General features: G+C 68.9%; 22 protein-coding genes. 5 read left to right on the top strand and 17 right to left on the bottom strand.

Annotation, left to right across the window (positions count from 1 at the left end):
* Nucleotides 1-13: 13 nt before the first annotated feature.
* Nucleotides 14-1,234, bottom strand: a complete 1,221-nt coding sequence (locus GVL03_RS02200; protein WP_159499056.1) for a M20 family metallopeptidase — start codon at nucleotides 1,232-1,234, stop codon at nucleotides 14-16.
* A 158-nt stretch (nucleotides 1,235-1,392) separates the two neighbouring features.
* A complete protein-coding gene (locus GVL03_RS02195) occupies nucleotides 1,393-2,055 on the bottom strand; it encodes a GntR family transcriptional regulator (RefSeq protein WP_159499054.1) in 663 nt (220 codons plus the stop codon).
* Between the two features lie 241 nt (nucleotides 2,056-2,296).
* On the opposite strand from GVL03_RS02195, the gene GVL03_RS02190 reads away from it, so the two are divergent.
* Nucleotides 2,297-3,796 carry an aldehyde dehydrogenase gene (locus tag GVL03_RS02190; protein ID WP_159499052.1) on the top strand — a complete coding sequence of 500 codons (1,500 nt, stop codon included), beginning with the start codon at nucleotides 2,297-2,299 and terminating at the stop codon, nucleotides 3,794-3,796.
* Between the two features lie 185 nt (nucleotides 3,797-3,981).
* The gene (locus tag GVL03_RS02185; protein WP_159499050.1) at nucleotides 3,982-4,650 is read left to right on the top strand and encodes a GntR family transcriptional regulator; all 669 of its coding nucleotides are present in this window, start codon (nucleotides 3,982-3,984) and stop codon (nucleotides 4,648-4,650) included.
* A 14-nt stretch (nucleotides 4,651-4,664) separates the two neighbouring features.
* Here the strand turns inward: GVL03_RS02185 and GVL03_RS02180 are convergent, their stop codons facing one another.
* From GVL03_RS02180 to GVL03_RS02110, 15 genes are all read right to left on the bottom strand, one after another.
* Nucleotides 4,665-5,483 (bottom strand): ABC transporter ATP-binding protein, encoded by an 819-nt coding sequence (locus GVL03_RS02180; RefSeq protein ID WP_159499048.1) that lies wholly within the window; start codon nucleotides 5,481-5,483, stop codon nucleotides 4,665-4,667.
* Nucleotides 5,473-6,345, bottom strand: a complete 873-nt coding sequence (locus GVL03_RS02175) for an ABC transporter permease (protein ID WP_235037980.1) — start codon at nucleotides 6,343-6,345, stop codon at nucleotides 5,473-5,475. The genes GVL03_RS02180 and GVL03_RS02175 overlap by 11 nt, the downstream gene beginning before the upstream one ends.
* 20 nt (nucleotides 6,346-6,365) lie before the next feature.
* Entirely contained in the window at nucleotides 6,366-7,025 is a 660-nt protein-coding gene (locus GVL03_RS02170; RefSeq protein WP_159499046.1) for a hypothetical protein, read from the bottom strand.
* Nucleotides 7,026-7,088: 63 nt separating this feature from the next.
* On the bottom strand, nucleotides 7,089-8,129 hold the full coding sequence (locus GVL03_RS02165) for an ABC transporter substrate-binding protein (RefSeq protein ID WP_159499044.1): 1,041 nt from the start codon (nucleotides 8,127-8,129) through the stop codon (nucleotides 7,089-7,091).
* Nucleotides 8,130-8,207: 78 nt separating this feature from the next.
* Nucleotides 8,208-9,533, bottom strand: a complete 1,326-nt coding sequence (locus GVL03_RS02160; protein ID WP_159499042.1) for an amidohydrolase family protein — start codon at nucleotides 9,531-9,533, stop codon at nucleotides 8,208-8,210.
* A gap of 184 nt (nucleotides 9,534-9,717) precedes the next feature.
* Complete coding sequence (locus tag GVL03_RS02155) at nucleotides 9,718-11,088, bottom strand: GMC family oxidoreductase (RefSeq protein WP_159499040.1); 1,371 nt, start codon at nucleotides 11,086-11,088, stop codon at nucleotides 9,718-9,720.
* Nucleotides 11,089-11,096: 8 nt separating this feature from the next.
* Nucleotides 11,097-12,119, bottom strand: a complete 1,023-nt coding sequence (locus tag GVL03_RS02150; RefSeq protein ID WP_159499038.1) for an amidohydrolase family protein — start codon at nucleotides 12,117-12,119, stop codon at nucleotides 11,097-11,099.
* 62 nt (nucleotides 12,120-12,181) lie between these two features.
* Entirely contained in the window at nucleotides 12,182-12,868 is a 687-nt protein-coding gene (tenA, locus tag GVL03_RS02145; RefSeq protein WP_159499036.1) for a thiaminase II, read from the bottom strand.
* On the bottom strand, nucleotides 12,865-14,220 hold the full coding sequence (locus GVL03_RS02140; RefSeq protein ID WP_200847025.1) for an NtaA/DmoA family FMN-dependent monooxygenase: 1,356 nt from the start codon (nucleotides 14,218-14,220) through the stop codon (nucleotides 12,865-12,867). The genes tenA and GVL03_RS02140 overlap by 4 nt, the downstream gene beginning before the upstream one ends.
* 166 nt (nucleotides 14,221-14,386) lie before the next feature.
* On the bottom strand, nucleotides 14,387-15,376 hold the full coding sequence (locus GVL03_RS02135; RefSeq protein ID WP_159499034.1) for a LacI family DNA-binding transcriptional regulator: 990 nt from the start codon (nucleotides 15,374-15,376) through the stop codon (nucleotides 14,387-14,389).
* A gap of 73 nt (nucleotides 15,377-15,449) precedes the next feature.
* Complete coding sequence (locus tag GVL03_RS02130; RefSeq protein ID WP_159499032.1) at nucleotides 15,450-16,208, bottom strand: glutamine amidotransferase; 759 nt, start codon at nucleotides 16,206-16,208, stop codon at nucleotides 15,450-15,452.
* A 69-nt stretch (nucleotides 16,209-16,277) separates the two neighbouring features.
* A complete protein-coding gene (locus GVL03_RS02125; protein ID WP_159499030.1) occupies nucleotides 16,278-17,246 on the bottom strand; it encodes an ABC transporter substrate-binding protein in 969 nt (322 codons plus the stop codon).
* Nucleotides 17,247-17,268: 22 nt separating this feature from the next.
* Nucleotides 17,269-18,456: an FAD-dependent oxidoreductase gene (locus tag GVL03_RS02120; RefSeq protein WP_159499028.1), complete on the bottom strand. Its 1,188-nt coding sequence runs from the start codon at nucleotides 18,454-18,456 to the stop codon at nucleotides 17,269-17,271.
* Nucleotides 18,453-19,214 carry an amino acid ABC transporter ATP-binding protein gene (locus tag GVL03_RS02115; RefSeq protein ID WP_306770304.1) on the bottom strand — a complete coding sequence of 254 codons (762 nt, stop codon included), beginning with the start codon at nucleotides 19,212-19,214 and terminating at the stop codon, nucleotides 18,453-18,455. The genes GVL03_RS02120 and GVL03_RS02115 overlap by 4 nt, the downstream gene beginning before the upstream one ends.
* The gene (locus tag GVL03_RS02110; protein ID WP_159499026.1) at nucleotides 19,211-20,131 is read right to left on the bottom strand and encodes an amino acid ABC transporter permease; all 921 of its coding nucleotides are present in this window, start codon (nucleotides 20,129-20,131) and stop codon (nucleotides 19,211-19,213) included. The genes GVL03_RS02115 and GVL03_RS02110 overlap by 4 nt, the downstream gene beginning before the upstream one ends.
* An 81-nt stretch (nucleotides 20,132-20,212) precedes the next feature.
* Between GVL03_RS02110 and GVL03_RS02105 the strand changes: the two genes are divergently transcribed.
* The 3 genes from GVL03_RS02105 (at nucleotide 20,213) to GVL03_RS02095 (ending at nucleotide 24,522) form a co-directional block, all read left to right on the top strand.
* Nucleotides 20,213-21,409, top strand: a complete 1,197-nt coding sequence (locus tag GVL03_RS02105) for a multidrug effflux MFS transporter (RefSeq protein ID WP_159499024.1) — start codon at nucleotides 20,213-20,215, stop codon at nucleotides 21,407-21,409.
* Between the two features lie 244 nt (nucleotides 21,410-21,653).
* On the top strand, nucleotides 21,654-23,489 hold the full coding sequence (locus tag GVL03_RS02100) for an alkaline phosphatase family protein (RefSeq protein WP_159499022.1): 1,836 nt from the start codon (nucleotides 21,654-21,656) through the stop codon (nucleotides 23,487-23,489).
* A gap of 82 nt (nucleotides 23,490-23,571) precedes the next feature.
* Nucleotides 23,572-24,522: a PDR/VanB family oxidoreductase gene (locus tag GVL03_RS02095; protein WP_159499020.1), complete on the top strand. Its 951-nt coding sequence runs from the start codon at nucleotides 23,572-23,574 to the stop codon at nucleotides 24,520-24,522.
* The last annotated feature ends 31 nt before the right edge of the window (nucleotides 24,523-24,553 follow it).

The raw sequence follows: 24,553 nt of genomic DNA, 5'->3' as shown, positions 1-24,553 counted from the left end.
CTCGCGCGCGGGCTCAGGCCTCGACGCCGTCCATGAGCGCCATGGCGCAGAACATCGCGTACACGCGGGTCGCCTCGACGATGTCGTCGACCGAGAGGTGCTCGTCGGGGCAGTACACCGGCTCGCCCCCCGGGCCGAAGATGATCGTCGGGACGTCCTGGCCGAAGCTCGCGGTGTCGCCGAGCCAGCCGGCGACCTCGAAGACGGGCTGCTCGCCGCGCACCGCCGCGACGGAGCGGCGCATCAGCTCGCTCACCGAGTCCTCGGGCGAGGCCATGTAGCCGCTCTTGACGTCGGCCAGCACGACCTCCGCCTCGAACCGGGGCTCGGCCTGCTTGGCGCGGGCGAGGCAGGCGTCGATCTCGGCGCGCACCTCCTCGATCGTGACGCCGGGCTGGGGGCGGCAGTCGACGCGGATCACGCACTCGTCGGGGATCATCGACGGCCCTCCCGGCGGCAGGCCGCCGTAGACGCGCCCGGGGGCCATGAACGTCTCGGGTCCGAAGAGGTCGACGACCCAGTCCTCGAGCTTCGGGGTGAGCGCCGAGCGGTCGAGCTCGATGATCGCGTGCGCCGCGAGCATGTTGGCGTTGACCGCGAGCGGCTTGTGGCAGGTGTGGGCGGAGACACCGCGCACATGGATGTCGAAGTAGTAGCGACCGCGATGGCCGAGGAAGATCTCGTTGTCCGAGAGCTCGCCGAGCACGCAGTAGTCGGCGGTGTGCTCCTTGAAGTACTCGATCGAGCCGAGCTGATCGCCCATGTGGTCCGAGACCGCCGCCATCGCGACCCGCCCGTTGACCGGCAGGCCCGAGGCGCGGAGGGCCTCGATCGCGACGATCTGGCAGACGAGCGCCGCCTTCATGTCCATGATGCCGTGACCGTAGATCGCGCCGTCGATGAGGTCGCCCGAGAACGGCTCGCTCACCGTCCAGCCGTGCGACACCGGCTTCGTGTCGAGGTGGCCCGTCAGCACGACCGTCCTGCCCTCCGCGGCCGCGTCGCCGAAGTCGACGTGGCCGATCGCGTTGGGCCTCTCCGGCAGCACGGGCTGCAGCTCGACGCCGGCGAAGCCCGACTCCGCCATGGTGCTCGCCAGGTACTCGGCCAGGGGCCCTTCCTCTCCCAGGATGCTGGGGATCCGGCTCACCTCCTGGACCAGGCGGACGAGCCGCTCCTCGTCGATGTGTGCCGACACCTTCTCATAGACCGAGGTGTCAGTCAGTACGCTCATCGTGCCCTCCGTTGCCATTCTCAGATATCAGATCTTATATTGCGAACCTGTCGGTGAACGCCTCGGGGCGCCGTCCCCGGTAAACAACTCGTTACAAGAAGCGGCGGTGAGGCAGCGGTGACGCGTCCGCGGCGCGGCGGCCCCACGGCTCGTGCGGATCAGTCCCCGCCCGGTGCGAGAGCGGCGACCTGGACCTCGCACACCTCCCGCAGGTGTCCGCGCAGCGCCTCCTGTGCGGCGGGGACGTCGCCTGCGCGCAGTGCCGACAGGATGGCGCGGTGCTGGCCCAGCGAGTCGGCGAACCTCATCTGCCCGGCGCCCAGCTTGCCGAGTCTGCGCAGGTGCAGCGAGAGCCGCTCGATGACCCCCTCGAGCAGCGCGTTGTCCAGGAGGTCGAAGAAGATGTCGTCGAAGGCGTCGAGCAGTGCCGCCGCCTCGTCGAGGTCCCCTGCATCCAGCGCCGACGCCGTCGCGTCGAGGTTCGTCTCGATCCGGTCGAGCACGTCGGCGTGCCCGGCGGCGAGCCGCACGCACTCGCACTGGAGCAGCTCGCGCGCCTCGTGGAGCTCACGGGCGTCGGCCGCGGAGTACACCCGGGCGCGCGCTCCGCGGTACGGCGCGATCTCGACGAGCCCGTCGTGCTCGAGCCGCACGAGCGCCTCTCTGATCGGAGTCTTGCTGACGCCGAGGCGCATCGAGAGCGCTGCCTCCCGCATCGACTCGCCCGGCACGAACTCGTGCGCGATCAGTGCGTCCCGCAGCTTCCGGTAGACGAGGTCCTTGACCTGTACCGGTGCGACGGCATCCTCGGTCGCTGACACGCGGCAGCCCCCTCCCGACGTGGTCCGCCCCTTCGCAGGGGACGTATTTGAGACGTGAAATATGATATCTAACTCTGCACCCCATCGAGGCCGCGCGCCCTCCGCGCCGGTTACGAGGTGTAAATTCCGTGTAACGACTCACCCGCGCGCAGGTGCGACGCAGGGTTCGGCTCTAGATTTAGATCGCATATCAGATCTCATTTGTCGCCGGTCCGTCGCCGGCGCTCTGGACGGAGTCCTCATGTCGAGAACAGCCACGGCGTCACTGCTCCCCGAGGTCGAGGCCTTCCTCGATCGGGAGCACGGGCTCATCGTCGGCGCAGGCCGCCCCGCGGCGTCCGACGGCGGTCTCATCGACGTGCACAACCCCGCCACCGGCCGGCGCATCTCGCGTGTCGCGGCGGGCACCGCGGCGGATGTGGACGCCGCGGTGGCGGCCGCCCGCGGCGCGCTGCCGGTGTGGAACGGGCTCGCCCCGGCTGAGCGCGCGAACCTGCTGTGGCGTCTCGGCGAGGAGATCGAGCGGCGCGCCGTCGAGCTCGGACAGCTGGACACGCTCGACAACGGCAAGCCGACGAGCGAGTCCGCGACGCTCGACGTGCCGCTGTGCGCATCTCTTTTCAAGTACTACGCAGGCTGGGCCACCAAGATCGAGGGCGAGACCATCACCCCTTCCGGCGGCGGCGCGTTCCACGTGTACACCCGGCGTGAGCCCGTGGGCGTCGTGGGGGCGATCATCCCCTGGAACTTCCCGCTGCTCATGGTCGGCTACAAGCTCGGTCCCGCCCTCGCCGCCGGCAACACCGTGGTCCTGAAACCGGCGGAGCAGACCCCGCTCTCGGCACTCCGACTCGTCGAGCTGGCGCTCGAGATCGGTTTCCCGCCGGGTGTGGTGAACGTCGTCACCGGCGACGGCGAGGGGGCCGGCGCCCCGCTGTCGGGGCACCTGGACGTCGACAAGATCACCTTCACCGGTGAGAACGCCACCGGCCAGAAGATCCTCGAGGCCTCCAAGGGGAACATGAAGCGCCTCTCGCTCGAGCTCGGCGGCAAGTCGCCGAGCCTCGTCTTCGAGGATGCGGACCTGCAGGCCGCCATAGACGGCACCTTCGGCGCCGTCTACTTCAACCAGGGCCAGTGCTGCATCGCCGGCGCGCGCGTGTTCGTCCATCGGTCGGTCTACGAGCCCTTCCTCGCGGGCCTGGCCGAGAAGGTGCGGGGCATCCGGCTCGGAGACGGGCTCGACCCCCGCACGACGATGGGCCCGCTCGTGAGCCGTGAGCAGCAGGAGCGCGTGAGCGGGATGATCGCCGCCGGCGTCGGGGAGGGCGCGACCGCCGTGGTCGGCGGCGGCACCGTGCAGCTGCCCGGGCTCGCGGACGGATACTTCGTGCAGCCGACGCTCTTCACGGATGTCGAGCGCGACATGACGATCATGCGGCGCGAGATCTTCGGCCCCGTCGGCATGGTCGGAGCCTTCGACACCGAGGAGGAGGCGGTCACGCTCGCGAACGACACGCAGTTCGGCCTCGCCTCCGGGATCTGGACGCGGGACGTGAAGCGCACCCACCGCGTCGCCGCGCAGATCAAGGCGGGCGTGGTGTGGTCCAACACCTACGGGATGTTCGACGTCGCCGTGCCCTACGGCGGGTTCAAGGCCAGCGGCTACGGCAAGGAGCTGGGCCGCGAGGCACTGGATCCCTACCTGCAGACGAAGACGGTGTGGATCGACCTCTCCTGACGCCCGAGCGGAGGGGGCGCCGCATCCCGTCGTCTCGGAGCTGTGCTCCTCGCTCAGGGGGCGAGGGCGGGTCTTCGGGTCCCTGCGTTTCCGCTCGTCCACGATTCGCGGCCTCGTGGCGGGGCGCGCGTGGCACCATGGATCGAGCAACGGCACCATTCCACCGGGACCGAGGGGACCATACCGTGACGGCAACGGGCGAGAAGCAGCTCAACCCGCTTCAGATCAAGGATCTGGTGTACGAGAAGCTCCGCCAGGCCATCATCGACCAGACCTTCGAAGCCGGCGCGCCGCTGCGGGAGGCGGCGCTCACCGAGAGGTTCGGAGTCAGCAAGACCCCGATCCGCGAGGCGCTGGTCCGCCTCGAGCAGGACGGCCTCGTGGAGATCGCCCCGTACCGGGGAGCGCGAGCCAAGCGCTACACGCGCGCGGACCTCCACGAGATCTACGCCGCGCGCGAGATCCTCGAGGCGGAGTGCGTGCGCCGCGCGGCCTCGGCACGCGACCGCGAGCTCGTCGAGAGCCTGCGCAAGAACATCGCCAAGACCGAGAAGGCCATCGCGAGAGGCCGTCTCTCGACGGCGGCCGAGGCGCTCGACGAGTTCGACGAGATCCTCTTCTCCCAGCTGCACAACTCGTTGCTCGACGACATCCGCGTCCGGCTCTCCGCGCACCTGCAGCGACTCGGTCAGGTCGGACGCAGCCGCGAGCGCTTCCAGGCGTCGGTCGAGCAGCACACGCTCGTCGTGGACGCGATCGCCGACGGCGACCCCGTCAGGGCGGACTCCCTGCTGCGGGCGCATCTCCACAACGTGCTGGAGTCCCAGCTGCCGCTGCTCGACGACGAGCGGTGACGCGCGGCGCGGGCTCAGCCCAGCGCCTTCTGCGCCTCGAACGCCTTGCGCGACTCCTCGTGCAGAACCTCGATGAGCATCTCCTCGATGTGCGCGAACTCCGCCGAGGTGGTCATCGCGAGCTCGCGCGGACGGGGGAGGGCGACCTCGACGTTCAGGCGCACGGACGCCGGGCGTGCGCTGAGCACGATCACGCGGTCGGAGAGATACACGGCCTCGCGGATGTCGTGCGTGATGAGCACCGCGGTCCAGGAGTGCTCGGCCCACACCTCCTGCAGCCAGTTCTGCATCTCGATGCGGGTGAGGGAGTCGAGGGCGCCGAAGGGCTCGTCGAGCAGGAGGATCTCACGCCCCTGCACGACCGTGCGGAGCAGGGCGGCGCGCTGACGCATGCCGCCGGAGAGCTCGAACGGATAGGAGTCCTCGAACCCCTTGAGGCCGAACTGCGCGAACAGCTCACGGGCGGTCGCCCTCGCCTTCTTCTTCACCATCCCCTGCACCTCCAGGCCCAGCGCGGCGTTCTGCACGATGGTGCGCCAGGGGAAGAGCAGGTCCTTCTGCGGCATGTACGCGGTGTGGTGGCGCTCGCCGATGGCGTTCGTGCCGTCGATCGCGACCTCTCCGGAGGTCGGCGTCTCGAGCCCCGCGATGATGTTGAACATCGTGCTCTTGCCGCATCCCGAGGGGCCGATGACCGAGACGAACTCGCCCGGCCGCACCGAGAACGAGATGTCGTCGACCACGCGGCGGACCTCGCCGCCGCCGAGGGCGAACTCCTTGTGCAGGTTCGTCAGCTGGATGCGCGGGGGGACCGCGCCGGCGTCACCGGGCATTGCGCACCTTCCTCTCCTTGAAGCTCCACGGGATGACCACGCGCTCGATGGCGAAGGTCACGAGGTACAGGCTGATGCTGAGCACGGCGGTGACGAGCACGGCCGCCAGCACGAGGTCGGTGCGGAAGGCGTTCTTCTGCACGCTCATGTAGATGCCGAGCCCCATCTGGGCGCCGACGTACTCGGCGAAGATCGCGCCGGTCACCGCGTAGGTGATGGCGATCCGCAGCGACGTGAAGAACGAGGGGAGGGCGGAGGGCAGCCGCACGAAGAGGAACTCCTTGATGCGGCCGCCGCCCATGCTGCGCAGCAGGTTGGTGACCTCCCGGTCGGTCTTGTTGAAGCCCTCGATGAGCCCGACGACGACGGGGAAGAACGTCACGAGCGCGACGACGAGCATCTTGGGCAGGAGGCCGAAGCCGAACCAGATGATCATGAGGGGTGCGATCGCGATGATGGGGATCGTCTGCGACGCGACGAGCAACGGCATGATGCCGCGACGCAGCACGGGTGAGAAGTCGATCACGATCGCGATGGTCCAGGCCACGGCGAGCGACACCGCGAAGCCGGTGAGGGTGACCTGCAGGGTGGCCGACGCGTGGTCGAGGATCGTGATGCGCTGGGCCCATCCCTGCTCGAGCACGCGGGAGGGGGCGGGCAGCACCTGAGGGCGCGTCTCGAGGACGCGCACGGCGATCTCCCACGCGGCGACGAGGATCGCCATGATCGCCACCGACGGCAGGACGTTCTCCCAGAAGCCCCTCGCCCGCCTCATCCTGCGGCGCCTGGGCTGGATCGCCTGCGCGATCGGGTCGGTCGGCGGCGCCTCGGACGCCACCGGCGCCGGTTGCACATCGGTCATGCTGTCTTTCCGTCCCGTCGTCAGCTCTGGGGCCGTTGGTTCCAGAACGCCCGCTCGAGGTCGAGCGCACGTTCGGTCAGCTCGATCGCACGCTCCGGTGCGAGGTCGAGGTCGTCGAGGAGGGAGAGATGCCGCGCCATCGCCTCCTCGTACTCGGGTCCGCTGTAGATCCGCAGCCAGCGGGCGTACTCGCCGTCGCCGGTCGCCCGCTCCCGCAGCTGTGAGAGCGCGATCCCGTAGCCGTAGATGCACGGTGTCATCCCCACGAGCGTCTCGGCGGCGTCGCCCGCGATCTCGTCGAAGAAGGCGAGGTACTCCACGAGCTCGGGCGACGGCGTGGTCGCCTCGAAGTCGCAGCCGAAGGGGGCGGCCGCCCGGCGATGGTGGTCGAGCTCGGTCGAGAAGATCGCGTGCGCGAGCCGAACGAAGTGCTCGATCAGCTCGTCGCTGTCGGAGACGGCGGCCAGACGTACGTAGATCCGCGCGTAGTACGCGATGTAGAGGTAGTCCTGCTCGAGATAGTGGCGAAAGATCGCGGGGTCGAGCGTGCCGTCGGCGATTCCCCGGAGGACCGGGAGCTCGATCCAGGCGGGTGCGACCTCCTCGATGCGTGCGCGGACCAGGCCGGCGGCGGCGCCGTGTGCGGCGGGGTCCCGGCGAGCGGTGGCGGTGTCGGTCATGGTGCGTTCCTCGGCTCGGGACCGGGGGCGGCGCCTGGCGGGCCGCCCCCGGTCGCAGGTCTGTCAGCCTTCGAGATACTCGTTGCTGAAGTACTCCGACCAGTCCGGCTCCTCGGCGAGCGGGTCACCGTCGGCGTCGACCAGCAGGCCGGCGTCGAACAGGAAGGTTCCCAGCTCGCTCCACTGCTCCTCGGTCTGATAGCCGAACTCGCCGTTCTCATCGAGCATGTAGTTCTCCGAGAGCATCTCCTGGCTCTCGATGAGGAAGTCGAGGTCGGTGAGGACGTCGGCGTTCTCCTCCTGCAGGATCGCCGCCGTGCCGGCGGGATCCTCGATGGCGTCCTCGTAGCCGCGCGCGAGCGCCTGCACGAACGCCGTCGTGATCTCCGGGTTGTCCGCCATCCACGTGCCGTTGCCGACGACGATGACCTGATAGTTGTCGGGGAAGCCGTAGTCGGTGTAGGAGAAGTTCTTCAGCTCGACGCCGCGATGCTCGGCCTCGATGCCCTCCCACGCCACGAACGGGACGGTGAAGTCGACGTCGCCCGAGTACAGCGCCTCGTATGCGGTGGTGCCGAGGATGACGCTCTCGAACTCGCCCGTTCCGCCGGCTCCCTGGATGACGGCGCCGACCGTCGCCTCTTCGGATGGCGTGCCGAATCCGCCGTAGACGAGGCCGTCGAGGTCGGCGGGGCTCTGGATGTCGTCGCGGTCGGCGAGGACGCTGATCGCCGTGGTCCAGCTCTGCTCGACGGCGAGCACCGACTGCACGTCGGCTCCGGCGGCCATCACGACCGAGCTGGCGTTCTGGAAGCCGATGCCGAACTCGGCCTGGCCCGCGTCGATCAGCACCTCGGGGCTGCTGTTGTTGTACGGCAGCACCTCGACCTCGATGCCCGCATCCTCGAAGTAGCCCTTGTTGATGGCGACGTAGAGACCCGTGTGGTTCGTGTTCGGCGTCCAGTCCAGGGCGAAGCGGACGGTGGTCAGGTCGTCCGACGAGGCGCTCTCGTCGGACGACGCGTCACCGCCGGAACAGGCCGCGAGGGCGCCAACGAGCGCGAGCGCCGTCGCGGCCCCGGCCGCGGTGCGAAGCTTCTTCATGTCAGTTCTCTTTCGGGTTGGGTGAAGGGGGCAGGTGGAGCGGGGCGGCCGACGCGATACTCCCGGCCCGGCGCCGGATCAGTGTTCCCGGCGCACGACGTCCATGCGTGCGACGGTGCGGCGGAAGGCCGCGTTCGTCTCGCGCACGATGAGGTCCTCATCGACCGTCCGCAGCTGACGGCCGCGCATGAGCACCTTCCCGTCGACGATCGTGGTGTCGACGGCGGAGCCGTTGGCGGCGAAGACCAGGTGACTCGAGAGGTGCACGGGGGTATCGCGCAGCAGCGGTGTGAACTCGACCGAGTTGGTCTCGACGAGGATCACATCGGCCTTGGCTCCGACGACCAGCCGGCCGGTCTCGTGGCCGAGGGCGTCGGCGCCGTTGCGGGTGGCCATCCGCAGCACGAGGTCCGCGGGCATCAGGGCGGAGTCCTGGCGCTGGGCGCGATGCATCAGCGAGGCGAACTTCATGACCTCGAACATGTCGGCGCTGTTGTTGCACTCGACCGCGTCGTGTCCGATGCCGACGTTGATGCCGGCGGCGAGCATCTCGGGCACGCGGGCGATGCCGTTGCCGAGCTTGGCGTTGGAGCTGGGGTTGTGCGAGATCGAGGTGCCCGTCTCGGCCATCATGCGGATCTCGTCGTCCGACAGATGCACGCAGTGGGCGGCGACGACGTCGGGGCCGAGGAACCCGACCTCGTAGGCGAGCTCGGTCGGCCGCCGCCCGAAGCGCTGAAGGCTGTTCTCGACCTCCGACATCGACTCGTTGAGATGGATGTGGATGCCGATGCCCAGGTCTGTGGCCGCCCGGCGGACGTCGCGCAGCAGCTCGGGCGAGGCCAGCGGGAGCCATTCGATGCCCATCCGCACCTGGATGCGGCCGTTCGCGGCGCCGTGGCTGCGATGGAACGCGTCGACGTTGTCCTGCAGGGTGTCGAGGTCGTGCTCCTCGAGCGCGATGTCGTTGGACAGAACGGCGCGGATGCCGACCTCCTCGGCCGCGACGGCGAGCGCGTCGAGGCGGCGGTACATGTCGTTGACCGTCGTGACGCCGGCCTTGATCGACTCCGTGTAGCTGGCCATCGCCGCCCAGTAGGCCGCGTCGTGGTCGAGCGCGCGGATGAGCGGGTACCAGCACTCGTCGAGGTACTCCCACAACGGCAGGTGGTCGTTGTAGCCCTTTCCGAGGGCGGTGTGGAAGTGCAGGTCGACCAGGCCCGGCATGACGATCTTGTCGGTGGCGTCGATGATCTCGGCGTCGCCGGCCGTCGGCGGCTCGTCCTCGGCGGCGCCGATCCAGGAGATGCGGTCGCCGTCGACGACCACCGTGCCGCGTTCGAGATAGGTGCCGGCGTCGTCGAGCGTGAGCACCATACCGCCGCGGAGGACGAGTTGCGACATGTGTTCCCCTTCCGTCCCTGCCGTCCGAGATCCTGCTCTCACATATGAGATCTTAGATTTCATCTGCCACGGTAACCGGCGGGGCGTGAGCATCCCAGCAGATTCGAACGATGTTTACGACACGTAATTGCGCCGAAACAGAGCGCCCGGCGCACGCGGAGACGATGCCGGCGCGGGCTCGGGCTCAGAGGCCCAGGTCCTCGAGGACGATGCCGCCCGCCTTCCAGCCGATGGCCATCGTCACGAGGTTGGGGCCGCCGTCGGGGATCTTCGGCATGATCGAGGCGTCGACGATCTTGAGGCTCGTCGTGCCGCGCACGTCGAGGCGGCGGTCGACGGTGCGGTCGATGCCGCAGGAGGCGACGGGGTGGTTGTAGGTCGCCACGTGCCGGCGCAGGCCGTGTCGGAGATCACCGGTCTTCCACCAGGCGTCGGACGGAATGCGCACGATGCCGCGCGCCGCCATGTCGTCGATGATCGACGCCGTCTTCTCCACGGCGACGGCCATCCTCTCCAGGTCGGACTCCTCGGCGAGATGGCCGAGACGGATCCGCGCCCGATCGTCGTCGCCGCGCGTGATGCTCCCGCGACTGATCGGCTGCATGAGCGCGACCGACACGCTGTAGCCGTCGCGCGGCGCGTCCCGGTCGTACAGCCACTCCGAGAACGGGAACACCTGGAACTCGTCGGCGGGATCGTCGTGCACGGGCGCACGCAGGAGGGAGCCCGAGACGGGACGGGCGAAGATGTCGGCCTCGTGTCGGGCCTGGACGTTCATCATGACCCACGGATGGTCCTGCAGCCCGACGCCGATCTCGGGGGCCTCGACCCCCGACCGCCACAGCAGCTCCGGCGTCCCGTACGTGCCCGCCGAGACGACGATGAGGTCGCCCCGGAGCGTCTCGAGCCCGCCCGGGCCCTGCACCTCCACGCCCGTGGCGCGGTCGCCGTGCATGACGATGCGGCGTGCGAAGGTCTGCGGCCGTAGGCCGATGCGATGACGCACGAGCGGGGCCACCGCGGCGAGCGCGCCCCAGCGGCCGCCGTCCACCCGGTTGGTGGGCCAGGGGCCGTAGCCTCGCGTGCCGGGGGCGTTGTGGTCTTCGCAGTGCGCGTGGCCTCCCGAGGCGCAGGCCTCGAAGAAGGCCTCATCGAGCGGTCCCGGGGACAGGCGCGTCACGCGGATGGGGCCGGAGTCGCCGTGGAAGGGACGATCGCCGAACTGCTCGTCCGTCTCGATGGCGCGCATCGCCGGCAGGAGGTCGTCCCACTGCCAGCCCGGACCCCATCCCTCGAAGCCGCTGGGCTGACCGCGCGAGCCCGCCGCCGCGTTGACGGTGGAGCCGCCGCCGAGCACCCGACCGCGCACCAGGTGCGATCCGCTGTCGAGGTTCGTGTAGTCCCAGTCGTGGTCGGGGTAGGCGTGCTCGTGCAGGAACCGCGCGGGCACCGGGTCGCCCGGGTCGATGCCGGCCTCCAGAAGGGTGACGTCGGCGTGATCGGCGATGCGGTGCGCGGTGAGCAGACCGCCGTTGCCGCCGCCGACAATGATCACTCGGGGCCTCATCGGTCCCCCTCCTCGACTCCGACGACGGCGGCGAAGTTGTCGCCCATGATGCCGTCGAGCTTGGCCTGCGGGATCGGCGGCATCCCCAGCCTCTCCGCCTCCTCGTTCACCGTGAGCAGCTTCTCGCGCAGGGCGACGGGGTCGTAGAGGAAGCCGGGGAAGTCGGTTCCGAACATGATCTTCTCGAGCGGCACGAACATCTGCTCGGCGCGCGAGAGGTACAGGAACAGATCACGACGCGACACCGTGGCGATGTGGTAGCTGATCTCCGTGTAGAAGTGGGGATGCTTGGTGAGCATGAACATCGCCTCGTCCACCCACGGGGTGCCGCAGTGGGCGATGATCACCCGCAGATCGCGGAACTCGCGGCCGATGTCGTCGAGCAGTGCAGGGCGGGCGTACTCCATCTTCGCGTCGATGCGCGTGGACCCGGCCTGATGGATCATCACGGGGATGCCGAGGTCTTGGGCCGCCGCATAGATCGGGAAGGCGAGCTCCCGGTCGGCCGGTGACCAGTGCTGGTACATCGGGTACAGCTTCACACCCGTCAGGGCGTCCTCCTCCACCATACGGCCGAGCTCCGCGACGGCGGCCTTCACGCCCCGGTAGCGCGGGTTCACCGAGCCGAAGCCGATGATCCGGTCGGGCCGACGGCGCACGCAGCCGGCGATGTACTCGTTGCAGCGCTCCGGATGCGGGTCTCCGGTGACGTCGGTCTGTCCGAACACGTCGACCGTGCCGATGAGGCGGCCGTCCAGCCACTGCGGGCTCACGGCGAGGGCCACCATCCGGTCGAAGCCGGGATGCGCGGCCACGGTCTCGTCGGGACCGACGACCCCGAAGCCGTCCTTGCCGTCCTCGGCCTCGACGGTCTCCCACTCGTGCTCGGTGGGGCAGCGGTGCGAGGGCAGGCGCCCTTCTGAGCGGTAGATGCAGAGCGAGCCTTCGCGGCCGTACTGCCGGGTGAAGTCGGCGTCGCTCGCGAGCGACAGGATGTGGGTGTGCGCGTCGATCTGCACGATGCTCCTTCAACCGGGGGATCTTCGGAATGCATGCCCCGGCGCGTCGGTGGTGGTCCGGCTCAGCTCCGTTGGTCGGGCCAGAGGGTGGCGTTCAGGCCTTGGTCCCAGAACTGCCGTTCGAGCCGGCAGCCGGTCACGAAGATCTCCGTGAGGCGGGCCCGCTCTCGCTCGGAGAGCTCGGCGAGCTCCCGGTCGAACGCGGTTCGCAGCCCGTTCACGACGGCGGCGTACTCGTCGGAGGCGAAGAACGCGATCCAGTCCGTGTAGACGGGGTGCTCGGCCACGTCGGGGAGAAGGCGGAGCGCGATGTCGCCGTAGCTCCAGGCGCAGGGAAGCAGCGCGGCCGAGATGTCGGCGGTGTTGCCCGAGCCTGCGATCGCGAGGAGCCACGACGTGTACGCCACCGTGGCGGGCGCCTTCGTCGTGTCGGCTTCGGGCACGGGGCCGGCGAGGGCGACGATGGCCTCGCGCAGCCGCTCGTTCTGCGGGATCTCGACGTCGACGATGTTCACGACCGCGCGGGTGAACTCGGCCAGCGTCTGGTCGTCGTGCGTGCGTGCGGCGCCGGCGGCCAGCATCCGTGCGTAGTCGGGCAGGTAGAGCAGGTTCTGCGTGACGTAGAAGCGGAATCGCTCGGGCGGCAGCACGCCGGAGGCCAGCTGACGCGGGAACTCGTGATGCACGAGCGCGTCGTAGAGGGGCCGCGCGTGCTCGCGCAGTTCCGCTGTGGTGCGAGGGGCGGTCATGCGACGAGCTCCGGGGCCGTGGTCTGGGCGAAGTGGCCGCGCAGCGTGCTCGCCGTGTACTCGGTGCGGTAGAGCCCGCGGTCCTGCAGCTCGGGCACGACCCGGTCGACGAACTCGTCGATGCCCTCGGGCAGCAGCGAGGCGTTCACGTTGAAGCCGTCGGCCGCGCGGCCCTCGAACCAGGTCGCCATCTCGTCGGCGATCATGCTCGGCGTCCCGATGCTGGTGAGGTGTCCGCCGCCCGCCGAGATGCGCGAGAGCATCTCGCCCACCGTGACGAGCCGGCCGTGGTCGTCGTGCGAGAGCGTCTGCATCATGACGTAACGGCCCTTGGGCCCGGCGAACTCCTGCAGAGGCGGGAGCTCGGGCATGGGGTCGTCGAGCTCCCAGCCCGAGCAGTCCATGCCGATGTAGCCGCTCAGCGTGTCGAGCTGCCTGGGCACGGACTTCAGGGAGTCCAGCCAGCGCTTCTTCTCCTGCGCCTCCTCGAGCGTGTCGCCGATGATCGTGACGATGCCGGGCAGCACGGTGATGGCGCTCTCGGGTCGGCCGAACCCGATCGCGCGGCGCTTGATGTCCTCGTAGTAGGCCCGGCCGTCCTCGATCGTCGAGCCGATGCCGTAGATGGCCTCGGCGTATCGGGCGGCGAGGTCGCGCCCCTGTGCGGAGGCGCCCGCCTGCACCAGGACGGGCCGCCCGGCGGCCGTCTGCGGGATGTTGAGGCCGCCGCGGATGCGGAACTCCGCGCCGTCGTGATCGAGGCGGGTCAGGCGTGAGGCGTCGAGGAACACCTCGTCGGCCTTGTCCATGAGCACGGCGTCGGCGGGGTAGGAGTCCCACAGGGCGAAGAGGAGCTCGGCGAACTCCTGGGCGCGGGAGTAGCGTCTGCCGTGCTCGGGCAGCGCGTCCATGCCGTGCAGACGCGCCTCGTCGTCGCTCTGAGACGTGACGAGGTTCACTCCCGCCCGCCCGCCGCTGATCAGATGCAGCGAGGCGATGGAGCGCGCGGCGTTGACGGGGTGGTGGAGCGTGCTCGACACGGTGGCGATGAGCCCGATCCGCTCGGTCCTGGCCGCGATGTACGACAGCAGCGTGAGCGGTTCGAACATCGAGGCCGTGCTCACGTCCTCGCGCTGATAGACCGCCTGCTGGCTGTCGGCGAGGAAGACGGCGTCGAAGAGGCCGCGCTCGCACGTCTGGGCGAGGCCCGCGAACCAGTCGGGCGCGAAGGCGTCTGTGCGCGACGCGGCGTCGCGCTGCCACGCGGACGGGTGGTGCCCGTACAGTCGCATGAACAGGTTGAGATGGATCAGGCGACCGCCGTCGGATCGACTCCGCTCTTCGTCAGACACTGTCGCCCTCCTCCGCGCCGCCTCGACTCCGCGATGCAGTTTTAGGATCTAATATCTGAGTGTCCTGACGATGTCGGGGTCATTTCGGTCTGGTTTCGCTCGGTGATGTCGGCTGCTTCCGAACCGAGATCGGAGGATCATGCCGAGCCCGGCCAGCGCCGCACGCCTACAGCGCGATGGATTCCTCGAGGTGGGGCTCCAGCAGGATCGTGTGTCTCTCCTGCGGGAGTCCGCCGGAGTCGATGAGGGTGCGCGCGGCGACCTCGCCGATGCGCCGCGGGTCCTGGTTGACGGTCGACACCGGTACGGCGCGGGTCCATTCCTGGCTGTTGAGGTCGTAGCCGACCACGTAGACGTCTTCGGGCACACGCAACGCGCGCAGGTCGATCTCGCGCAGCGCGCCGATCGTCATGAGGTTGTTCGTGACGAAGACGGCCTCGAGATCGGGATGGGTGTCGAGCAGCCTCCCCATGGCAGTGCCGCCGCCGCCGACGCGGTTGTCCCCGCGCTCGGTCGCGACGATCGATTCCGGGGAGATGCTCGACTGCAGCCCCTCCAGTCGCGTGTTCCATTCGGGGCTGTGTTGTGGGCCGGCGATGACGCCGATGCGTTCGTAGCCGCGGTCGCGCAGATGCTGTCCGGCCATCCGCCCGCCCTCGTAGTGGTCGGTCATCACGGTCGTCAGAGAACGGCTGGTCAGGGTCTGATCGACGGTGACGATCGGTATCTGGGAGGCGAGCACGTCGGACACGTCGTCGGTCGGCGAGGAGGGTGCCAGGATGATGCCGGCGACCTGCTCTGCCAGCGCCGTCGAAAGGTACCTCTTCAGTCGGTCGGGGTCGTAGTCGGTGTTGCCGATGAAGACGGTGATGTCGTACTCGTTCGCGACCTCCTCGACTCCGCGGGCGACCGAGGTGAAGAAGCGGTTCTCGACGTCGGGGACGATCAGTGCCCACATCTCACGCCCCGGCCGTCGAAGACGTCGCGCGACCCGGTTGGGGCGGTAGTCGAGGTCGGTCACCGCTTTCCACACCCGCTCGGTGAGTGCCTCCGACACGTTGTCGACACCGCTCAGCACCCGTGAGACGGTGGCGGTCGAGACACCGGCCTGCGCGGCGACGTCCTGGATGCGTGCAGTCACTCCGTGTCCGATCATCGCTGGCCCTCGGCGGGGGAGGGGCACCTGTCCGGGCTCATGTTAGCGCCCAGGCAGGTGCCCCTCGTCTCAGCTAGATCTCACGCGCCGCCCACTTCACCATGCGCTCCCACATCAGCCCGTAGTCGGGCCATTCGTGCAGGTTGCCGCAGAGGTGGTAGACCGGATCGGTCGCGTAGGCGATCGATCGCCCCTTGCCGGCTTCGCCGACGACGAGGAACGGGTCCTCCCGACTGGTCGCGAGCGTCTGTGACTCGGCTCGGGGGTGCAACAGGTTGTACCCGAGGATGATGCGGTCGTCGGGGATGGCGATGCCGTCGAGGATCGGATGACTCGGGTCCGTGATCCGGATCGTCGCGCCGTCGGGGTGGTCGATGACGTCGTCGATGCCGCGCTCGATCGTCACGGGCAGCACCTCTTCGATCGGCGATCCGCCCCACATCCCCTTGCCGTTGAGCCCGGAGAAGGTGAGCCATCCACCCGCCATGATGAGTCCGCCTCCATCGAGCACCCACTGCTTGAACGGTGTGACGAGGTTCGGGCCCATGGGCACGAGCCGGTCGCGGTTGCCGTGGGGGAGCTTGAAGTTCTGGTAGCCGACGTCGGAGAGGATGATGACGTCGTATTCCGACAGTGCGGTGAGCGAGTTGGGGAACCGAGTGCGGATGTCGGACGCCGGCAGGTGCGTGAGCTCGATTCCGGGGCGGGGGCCGAGAGCATCGCGCAGCACCTTCGCGGAGTCGCGATAGTACGTGTGCGTGAACGTGTCGATGCCTTTCGCGGCGATGAGGGTCTCCACTTGTGTGTCGCCGACATAGAGGACGCGAGCCATGGGTGGCTTCCTTTCTTGTTTCATGGGTGCGCCCGCCGGCGGGAGGCCGCCGGCGGGCGCGGGGGGAGCTCAGGAGGGCTGGTTGAAGCGGAGGCCGTCGTTGACGGTGATCTCGTCGATCATGTTGGAGGTGAGGCCCCACTCGAGGTGGATGTCCTGGTAGACGCCGTCCTCCTGGAGCGCGATGAGGGCCTGCTGCACGAGATCGCGCAGCTCGGAGCTGTCCTTGTTGAAGGCGATCGCGTTGTAGCCCTTGCCGTACTCTTCGCTGTCGACGACCTCGAGGCCCGCCGATGCCTCATCGGTCTTGATGAGGTAGAGGGCGACGCCGGTCTGGTACATCGTGGCGTCGGCTCGACCGGTCTGCACCTGTAGGAGGGCATTGGCGTTGTCCTGGAAGATCGTGATGTTCATCTTCTCGGCGCACGACTCGTTCTGCTCCTCGAGCAGCCCCAGGTAGACGGAGCCTTCGACGGATGACACGTTGAGCCCGCACAGCGTCTCGATGCCGTCGATCTCGTGCGGGTTGCCCGACGTGGTGACGATCGAGTTCGAGTCGGTGGAGTAGTCGACGAAGTCGACGATCTCCTGTCGGGTGGGCGTGTCGCCCATGCCGGCTATCGAGAAGTCGTAGCGTCCTGCCTCGATGGCGGGGAGGATGCCGGCGAACTCCATGGACGTGAAGTTCGCGTCGAGTCCGAGCTTTGCGGCGATCGCGTATCCGAGGTCGATATCGGATCCGCGCAGGGTGCCCGTGCCGTCCTCGAAGAACTCGTAGGGCGGTGCGGCCGCCTTCGTCGCGATCTCGAGCGCGCCGTCGGGGATGAGCTCGGCCGCGGTCGCGGCGAGCTCTTCGTCGACGGTGACCTCGAACACCGTGGATCCGTCAGGGCCGCCGGCCACGTTCGTGACGCCCGCGGTGGAGGACGCCGTCGCGCTGCCGTCCGATGCTGAGTCGGGGGAGCAGGCCGACAGGAGGAGGGCGCCGGCCGCCATGAGGCCGATCGTCGGCAGAAGGCGGTGCTTTCGGGTGATCATGCTGTGCCTTTCGTGGGTTTCGTCATTCGGTGGAGGTGCTGCGGATGGTGGTGGAACGTCGGAAGGGCAGTTCGGTGCCGGCCAGCTCGCCGGGAGCGAGTCCGGCGTGCGCGGCGACGAGGTCGGTGAGCAGCTGGCCGACGGAGGGCGAGTACTTGAAGCCATGGCCGGCGAAGCCGACCGCGCCGAGGACGCGATCGGTCCCGTCGGCGTAATCGATTACAGGAAGATCAGTCTCCGCGAATCCGTCGAGGAAGACGCCTGTTCGGGCGGGGCGGTCGATCAGGCCGTGCAACAGCTCTCGCGCGACGCGTCGCGTGTAGGCGATGTCTCGAGGGCGGATGTCGCGGTCCGTCGTCTCGGCCACCGTCTCGGTGTCGGGGAACACCGGGGGCATCACCTTCACGCTCCATCCGTCAACCGACGGGAATCCCGAGTAGTCGAGATCGCCGGCCGAGCGGAGGCACACCGGAAAGCGCGCCGGCGAGAAGCTCGCCGGATCGGCTGCCGGATACCACGTGCCCGGCAGGCGGCGAGCGGTGATGCCGAACCCGAGGTCGCGCTGAAAGGCCGACGTCCAGGCGCCGCTCGTGATCACCGCGTAGTCGTGCCGGTCGCGAGTGCCGTCCTCGAGCACGATCTCCACGGCGCCGCCCAGGGGGACGACATCGCGAACCGGCGAGTAGTCGCGCAGCACGGCGCCGGCTTTGACCGCCTGCTGCGCGGCGGCGAGCACGGCCTGCTCGGGGCGGAGCGTGCCGCCCAGCAGATCGAGGATCGCGCGCTCACCGCCGTAGAGGCGGTGCTGCGGGTACCGTGCCGCGAGATCGGCGTCGGTCAGCTCGACGATGGGGATGTCATGGGCCTGCGCCGAGGCGATGGTCTCGTCGAGCCAGGGCCGTTGCATGTCGCTGATGTAGAGGCATCCGTTCTGGATGAACAGCGAACGGTCGGCGAGACCGTTGAGCTCGTGCCAGAGGCGATAGGAGTGCTTGAGCAGCGGGATGTACACCTCGCCCTCGCGGTACGCCATCCGGTAGATGCGGGTCTCGGCGCCGTGCGCGCCGCGATCGTGGGGCACGCCGAACTGTTCATAGCCGGTGACGGCGAAGCCTGCCTCGGCGAGTCGCCACATCGTCATCGCGCCCATGGCGCCGACGCCGACGACGGCCACGGACGGCAGGCAGGGGGTGTTCACGGTCATGGTCATCGCACTTTCGCTAGGAAGGCCTGGGTTCGGGGGTTCGCGGGACTGTCGAGCACGGCGCGGGCGTCGCCCTCCTCGACGATCGCGCCGTCGTCCATGAACAGCACGCGCGATGCGACGTGGCGGGCGAAGCCGATCTCGTGCGTGACGACCACCATGGTCATGCCTTCCCGCGCCAGGTCGGCCATGACGTCGAGCACCTCGTGGACCAGCTCGGGATCGAGCGCCGAGGTGGGTTCGTCGAACAGGATCGCCTCGGGTTCCATCGCGATGGCGCGTGCGATCGCGACGCGTTGCTGTTGCCCGCCCGACAGCTGCGGCGGGCGCTTCTGCGCGTGCTCGGCGAGACCGACCCGAGTGAGGATGGCCTCGCCGCGCTGCCGGGCATCGCTCGGGGACATGCCGCGCACGATCCGCAGGGGCGCCGTGACGTTGTCGAGGGCGCTCATGTGCCCGAACAGGTTGAACCGCTGAAAGACCATTCCCATGCGGGCGCGCTGCGCGGCCAGCTGGACCGGCGTCGACTCGTAGAGCGTTCCCTGTTTCTCGAGCACGCCGATGCGTTCGTCGCCCAGGGTCACCGAGCCGGAGTCGGGCGTCTCGAGGAAGTTCAGGCAGCGCAGCAGCGTGCTTTTGCCCGAGCCTGAGGGCCCGAGCACGGCGACCACTTCGCCACGCTCGACGGCGAGGTCGACGCCCTTGAGCACGACGTGGTCGCCGAAGCTCTTCCAGATCCTGCTCGCCTGCAGCATCGCGGTCATGAGAGGTCCTTGCCGAACGGGATCGTCGGCAGCTCGACGCGCGAGCGTCGCCAACGCCGCGTGCCTACGGCGGCCCGCTGCCCGCTTGTGAAGCTGCGCTCGAGCCGGGACTGCCCGATCGTGGCGATCGTCGTGAGCAGCAGGTACCAGATGCACGCCACGATCAGCAGGTCGATGATCTGGTAGTTGGTGGCGTAGATGCGCTGCACGCTCGTGAGAAGGTCCTGCGCTGCGATGACCGAGACGAGCGAGGTGGTCTTCAGCATCCCGATCGCCTGGTTGCCGGTCGGGGGCGTGATGACCATGAGCGCCTGGGGTAGCACGATCCTTCGCATCACCTGGGCCGGCGTCATTCCGCTCGCCAGGCCCGCCTCGGTCTGTCCGCGGTCGACCGAGTCGATGCCGGCGCGGAAGATCTCGCTCATATAGGCGCCCTCGTTGATGCCGAGTCCGAGGAGCGCGGCGATGAAGGGGGTGATCAGGGCGTTCGTCGAGATCGCGCCGTCGCCCCATCCGATTGTCGGCAGGATGAGCGACAGGTTGAACCAGAAGATCAGCTGCACAAGCACGGGGGTGCCGCGGAAGAACCAGATGTAGGCTCGCGCGAGCCAGGCCACGGCGGGTGTGCGCGAGCGCAGCATGAGCGCCGAGGCGATGCCGAGTGCCACGCCGAGCACCATCGCGAGGACGGTCAGCTGGATCGTCACCCACAGGCCCGAGAGCACCGGGGGCGCGAACAGGTAGCGCCACACGGTCGGCCAGCTGATGGCCCCGGAGAAGAGCACGCCCCCGACGGCGACGGTGACGACCACGACGATGGCCACGGAGAGTGCCGCGCGCCGTATGCCTCCCTGCTGCTTGAGAACGAGTCGGGGCGGCACGGCCGTGGTGCGCGGCTCCGTGATAGCGTCTGGCATGGGACTCCTTGTAAACGATTACAGACAGTATGAGAGATCCCCCGTGGTCGTGTGTTACAGATGTGTAAAGGTTGGCGAACGTTGAGCAGCGCGGTTCGGAAGGCGCCTACGGCGCTGCTCGGGGTGATCGCCGGAGTGACGCCGTTCACCGTCGACAGCTACCTGCCGGCCATGCCGGTGCTGGCCGCTCACCTCGGGGTCGGCGACGACGCCGTTCAGCTGACGCTCGCCGCGACCATGGCTGGATTCGCCGTCGGGTATCTGTGCGTCGGGCCGCTGAGCGACCGGCTCGGGCGCCGGCTGCCGTTGTTGGCGGGCATGGCGCTTCTGTTCGCCGCGTCGGTCGCGTGTGCTCTGGCGGCCGACATCTCGGTGTTCTTCGTCGCGCGGTTCGTGCAGGGCGTGGGCGCGTCGGCGGCTACGGTGACCGCGCTGGCGATCGCTCGGGATGTGCATGAGGGGCGGGCACTGGTGCGCATGCTCGGCCTGATCGCCCTGATGTCGAGCGTCGCCCCGTTGATCGCGCCGGTGGTCGGTGCGGCGTTGTTGGCGATGTGGGGATGGCAGTCGATCTTCGTCGTGCTCGGCATCGTCGCGCTCGTCCTGTTCGGAGCATGCGCATCGTCGATCCCGGAGACCCGTCAGCCGGATGGGGCCGACGACTCGACCTGGACGCGATACGCACGTCTTCTGTCGGACGGCGTGTTCTTGAGACTGCTCGTGCTCGCGGGCCTGAGGTTCACCGCTCTGTACACGTTCCTGCAGTGGGCACCGTACATCTTCCAGGTGCGGTTGGGGGTGTCGGTGCCGCAGTTCGGCGTGATGTTCGCGGTCATGACGCTCGGCATGATGGTCGGTTTGCAGGCGTCGCCACGCCTGGCGGTGCGCGGGGTGAGACCGGTCCTGCTGTTGTGGCTGTCACTCGCGATCATGTGTACCGCCGCGTGCGGTCTCGCGGCGGTCACTCTTGCCGGTCTCGGTGCGTGGTGGACGGTGTCGTGCCTGCTCGTGTTCATGATCGGATGCGGCGTGAGCCTGCCGATGATCCAGACGCTGGCGCTCATCGCCCATGCGCGTGAGGCCGGAACGGCCGCGGGTCTGATCGGCGCGACCGGGTTCGGCTCGGCGGCACTGCTCGCGCCTCTCGGGCAGTTTCTGCCGGCATCCGGAGTCTCAGAGCCGTATGCGCTCGCGATCGTGATCGCGGTCACCGCCGCGCTCGGCGGCGCGATCGTGTGGGGTCTGCGGGCGCGTCTCGCGGCGCCGCTTGCACGGTGATCGGGCGGCCTCCGTCACGGGCGCGCACATCAGGGTCGATCGCGCTCGAATCAGCCGTCGTTCGGCCGATCGCCCGTCGCCGGCCCACCTGCCAGTCGAGCACGATCTCCGCCGCTGTGCACGCCATTCGGAAGTCAGCTGGCCGATGGTGGGACCCCTCGCGGATGCGATTGCAAGCCCGTCGGCCCGAGGACGGCGCGGCGTATGCTGATCTGCACCTCGAGGCGAAGAGATGAGGCGGCGCATGTCCGACGACCCCACCGTGCCGCCGGACGCCGACCCCACGACGTCGACCGCATCCGCACCCGAGACGATCGCACAGAGTCGTCGGAGGTTCCTCAAGGTCGCGGGTCTCGGGGCCGCAGGCGTCGCGGCGGCGGCGGGAGCGGCATTCGGGATAGGCCGTGTGCTCCAGCCGGGCAACGACCCCACTCCCGAGTCCACCGCCGCCCCGACGCCGACCACGAGCGTCCCCCCGCGCGCCGCCGGGCCCGGCTTCGACCATCTCGTCGTGCTCATGTTCGAGAACCGTTCCCTCGACAACCTCCTCGGCTGGCTCTACGCCGACAGCCCGCCATCCGGTGGTCAGACGTTCGACGGGCTCACCGCGAGCAGGTCCAACACGACGCGCGACGGCCACGAGGTGGCGGCGCACCGCTACTCGGGGCCCACCGACGAGGTCATGTCGAGCCCGCGTCCCGATCCGGGCGAGGAGTACCCGCACGTCAACACCCAGCTGTTCGGCACCGTCTCGCCGGAGTCGAACCGCTTCCGCAGGATCGACGGGATGGAGGCGCCGTTCAACGCGCCGGCGGATGGTGCGACGCCCGCCATGTCGGGATTCCTGCAGGACTACATCGACACATACACCGCGGATCACGACGACACCGAGCCCACCGCCGACGAGTACTCGGTGATCATGGGCGGCTTCGACCCGCAGATGCTGCCGGTCGTCTCGACGCTCGCTCGCAACTTCGCCGTCTACGACTCCTGGCACTGCGCGGTGCCGTCGCAGACGTTCTGCAACAGATCGTTCTTCCACGCCTCGACGTCGCACGGGTACGTCACCAACGGGTACGACGGCGGCTACGGGAAATGGCTCCGCAAGGAGAACGCCGCCCCGACGATCTTCGATCGGCTCAGCGACGCGGACCTCGACTGGGTCGTCTACTTCGACGACGTCACGCTCGTCTCCCTCACCGGTCTGATCCACGCCCCGGTGCTCGAGAAGTACTTCCGCACCGATCACTTCCGCACGATGTCCCGGTTCTGGGAGGATGTCGCCGCGGGCCATCTGCCGGTGTACTCGTTCATCGAGCCGCGGCTGCTCTATGACCACAACGACATGCACCCGCCGGTGGGTCCGCTCACCGAGACCGACTCGGACGGCAACATCATCTCCGGCGCGGCGATCTCGGATGTGCGCGCGGGTGAGGCGCTGCTGCACAAGGTGTACTCGGCCGTCCGGTCGAGCTCGGCGGCCGACGGCTCCAACGCCATGAACACGATGCTGCTCGTCACGTTCGACGAGCACGGCGGCACGTACGACCACGTGCCGCCTCCCGCGGCGACGGTGCCCGAGGGGCTTCCCGCCAGGACCGAGATGGACTTCGCGTTCGATCGGCTCGGCGTGCGCGTTCCGGCGATCGCGATCTCGGCGTACACGGCACAGGGGCAGGTCATCAACGATCCCATGCACCACGGATCGGTCATCAGCACCCTCACGCACAAGTACGACCTCCCGCCGCTCACCGCCCGGGACGCGGATGCGCCGACCATCGACAACGCGATCACGCTCTCCACGCCGCGCGACCCGCGGGACTGGCCGACGACACAGCCGGCGTATGTGCCGCCGAACCCGGAGAGCACCCTCCCGTTCGACGCCGGTGCCGACGAGCGTCCCCTCAGCCCTCCCGGGGTCGGCCTCGCCGGACTTCTCGTCGCCAAGTACGGGCACGCGGACGACAAGGTGCCGAAGACCTACCGCGAGGCGTACGAGCTGTTCGAGAGACGCGGGAAGGGCCTGTTCGGCGCGCCGCGCACGGCATCCCCCTCGCCGTCCCGCTCTTCGTCGTCCTAGACCCGGGCGAGTCGTTACACGCCGGAAACGGGGACCACACCTCGGGGACACACCGACGCGCTGTAATCTCTTTACTTAGTAAATGAATGGAGCGTGGCGCGTGTTCGATGTCTTCGTGCAGCAGCTCACGTGGGAATCCGACGACGTGCTCGGCGTCGTCCTCGAACGGGTGGACGGGATGCCGCTGCCCGCCTGGGCCCCCGGCGCCCACATCGGGATCCACCTTCCCGTCGGCGTCCGGCACTACTCGCTGTGCGGCGACCCCGCGGACTCCCGACGGTATCGGGTGCTCATCCTCCGGGAGGAGGACGGCCGGGGCGGATCGAGCTTCGTGCACGGCGACCTCCGCCCGGGGCACGTGCTGCAGATCACCGAGCCGGCCAATCATTTCCCGCTCGAGCCGGCCGACGGCTACCGCTTCGTCGCCGGCGGCATCGGCATCACCCCGATCTCGGCGATGATGACGGCGGTGCGGGCGACGGGCTCGTCGAGGGCATCGCTGCTCTACGTCGGCAGGAGCCGCTTCACCATGGCGATGCTCGACGAGATCGCCGACGACGCCGGCGTCACCGTCGTCCCGCGAGACGAGCTGGCACGGCCCGACCTCGCCGCGTACCTCGCCGACCCGACCCGGGCCGAGCGGGTCTACGTCTGCGGGCCGCCGGCGATGGTCGACGCGACGCGTTCCGCCGCGATCGCCGCCGGCTGGGACGAGACGGCCATACACGCCGAGCGGTTCGTGCCGGTCGAGCTCGACCGCGACGGCGAGGTGCCGTTCGGCATCGAGCTGGCCCGGACGGGCATCACCGCGAGCGTGGCGCGTGGCCGCTCGGTCGTCGAGGTGCTCGAGGACGCCGGGATCGAGCTCGACAGCGCATGCCGGGAGGGCATCTGCGGCACCTGCCGCGTGCCGGTGCTCAGCGGCGAGATCGTGCATCGTGACGCCATCTTGAGCGACGCGGAACGCGCGTGCGGCGACGCCATGATGGCGTGCGTCTCGCGCGGCCGCGGCATCGTCGTGCTCGATCTCTGAGTCGACGTCACACAGCCAGAGGAACGGACCA

This window comes from Microbacterium sp. 18062 (assembly GCF_902706225.1).
GTDB lineage: Bacteria > Actinomycetota > Actinomycetes > Actinomycetales > Microbacteriaceae > Microbacterium.
The sequence above is the reverse complement of the archived record's forward strand: the minus strand, read 5'-3'. Positions and strand labels throughout refer to the sequence as shown.

Bases quoted from the DNA above. Each gene is read 5' to 3' on its own strand.
- GVL03_RS02200 (WP_159499056.1), bottom strand. From the start codon at position 1,234: ATGAGCGTACTGACTGACACCTCGGTCTATGAGAAGGTGTCGGCACAC.
- GVL03_RS02190 (WP_159499052.1), top strand. From the start codon at position 2,297: ATGTCGAGAACAGCCACGGCGTCACTGCTCCCCGAGGTCGAGGCCTTC.
- GVL03_RS02180 (WP_159499048.1), bottom strand. From the start codon at position 5,483: ATGCCCGGTGACGCCGGCGCGGTCCCCCCGCGCATCCAGCTGACGAAC.
- GVL03_RS02175 (WP_235037980.1), bottom strand. From the start codon at position 6,345: ATGACCGATGTGCAACCGGCGCCGGTGGCGTCCGAGGCGCCGCCGACC.
- GVL03_RS02170 (WP_159499046.1), bottom strand. From the start codon at position 7,025: ATGACCGACACCGCCACCGCTCGCCGGGACCCCGCCGCACACGGCGCC.
- GVL03_RS02165 (WP_159499044.1), bottom strand. From the start codon at position 8,129: ATGAAGAAGCTTCGCACCGCGGCCGGGGCCGCGACGGCGCTCGCGCTC.
- GVL03_RS02160 (WP_159499042.1), bottom strand. From the start codon at position 9,533: ATGTCGCAACTCGTCCTCCGCGGCGGTATGGTGCTCACGCTCGACGAC.
- tenA (WP_159499036.1), bottom strand. From the start codon at position 12,868: ATGACCGCCCCTCGCACCACAGCGGAACTGCGCGAGCACGCGCGGCCC.
- GVL03_RS02135 (WP_159499034.1), bottom strand. From the start codon at position 15,376: ATGATCGGACACGGAGTGACTGCACGCATCCAGGACGTCGCCGCGCAG.
- GVL03_RS02130 (WP_159499032.1), bottom strand. From the start codon at position 16,208: ATGGCTCGCGTCCTCTATGTCGGCGACACACAAGTGGAGACCCTCATC.
- GVL03_RS02125 (WP_159499030.1), bottom strand. From the start codon at position 17,246: ATGATCACCCGAAAGCACCGCCTTCTGCCGACGATCGGCCTCATGGCG.
- GVL03_RS02120 (WP_159499028.1), bottom strand. From the start codon at position 18,456: ATGACCATGACCGTGAACACCCCCTGCCTGCCGTCCGTGGCCGTCGTC.
- GVL03_RS02115 (WP_306770304.1), bottom strand. From the start codon at position 19,214: ATGACCGCGATGCTGCAGGCGAGCAGGATCTGGAAGAGCTTCGGCGAC.
- GVL03_RS02110 (WP_159499026.1), bottom strand. From the start codon at position 20,131: ATGCCAGACGCTATCACGGAGCCGCGCACCACGGCCGTGCCGCCCCGA.
- GVL03_RS02100 (WP_159499022.1), top strand. From the start codon at position 21,654: ATGTCCGACGACCCCACCGTGCCGCCGGACGCCGACCCCACGACGTCG.
- GVL03_RS02095 (WP_159499020.1), top strand. From the start codon at position 23,572: ATGAATGGAGCGTGGCGCGTGTTCGATGTCTTCGTGCAGCAGCTCACG.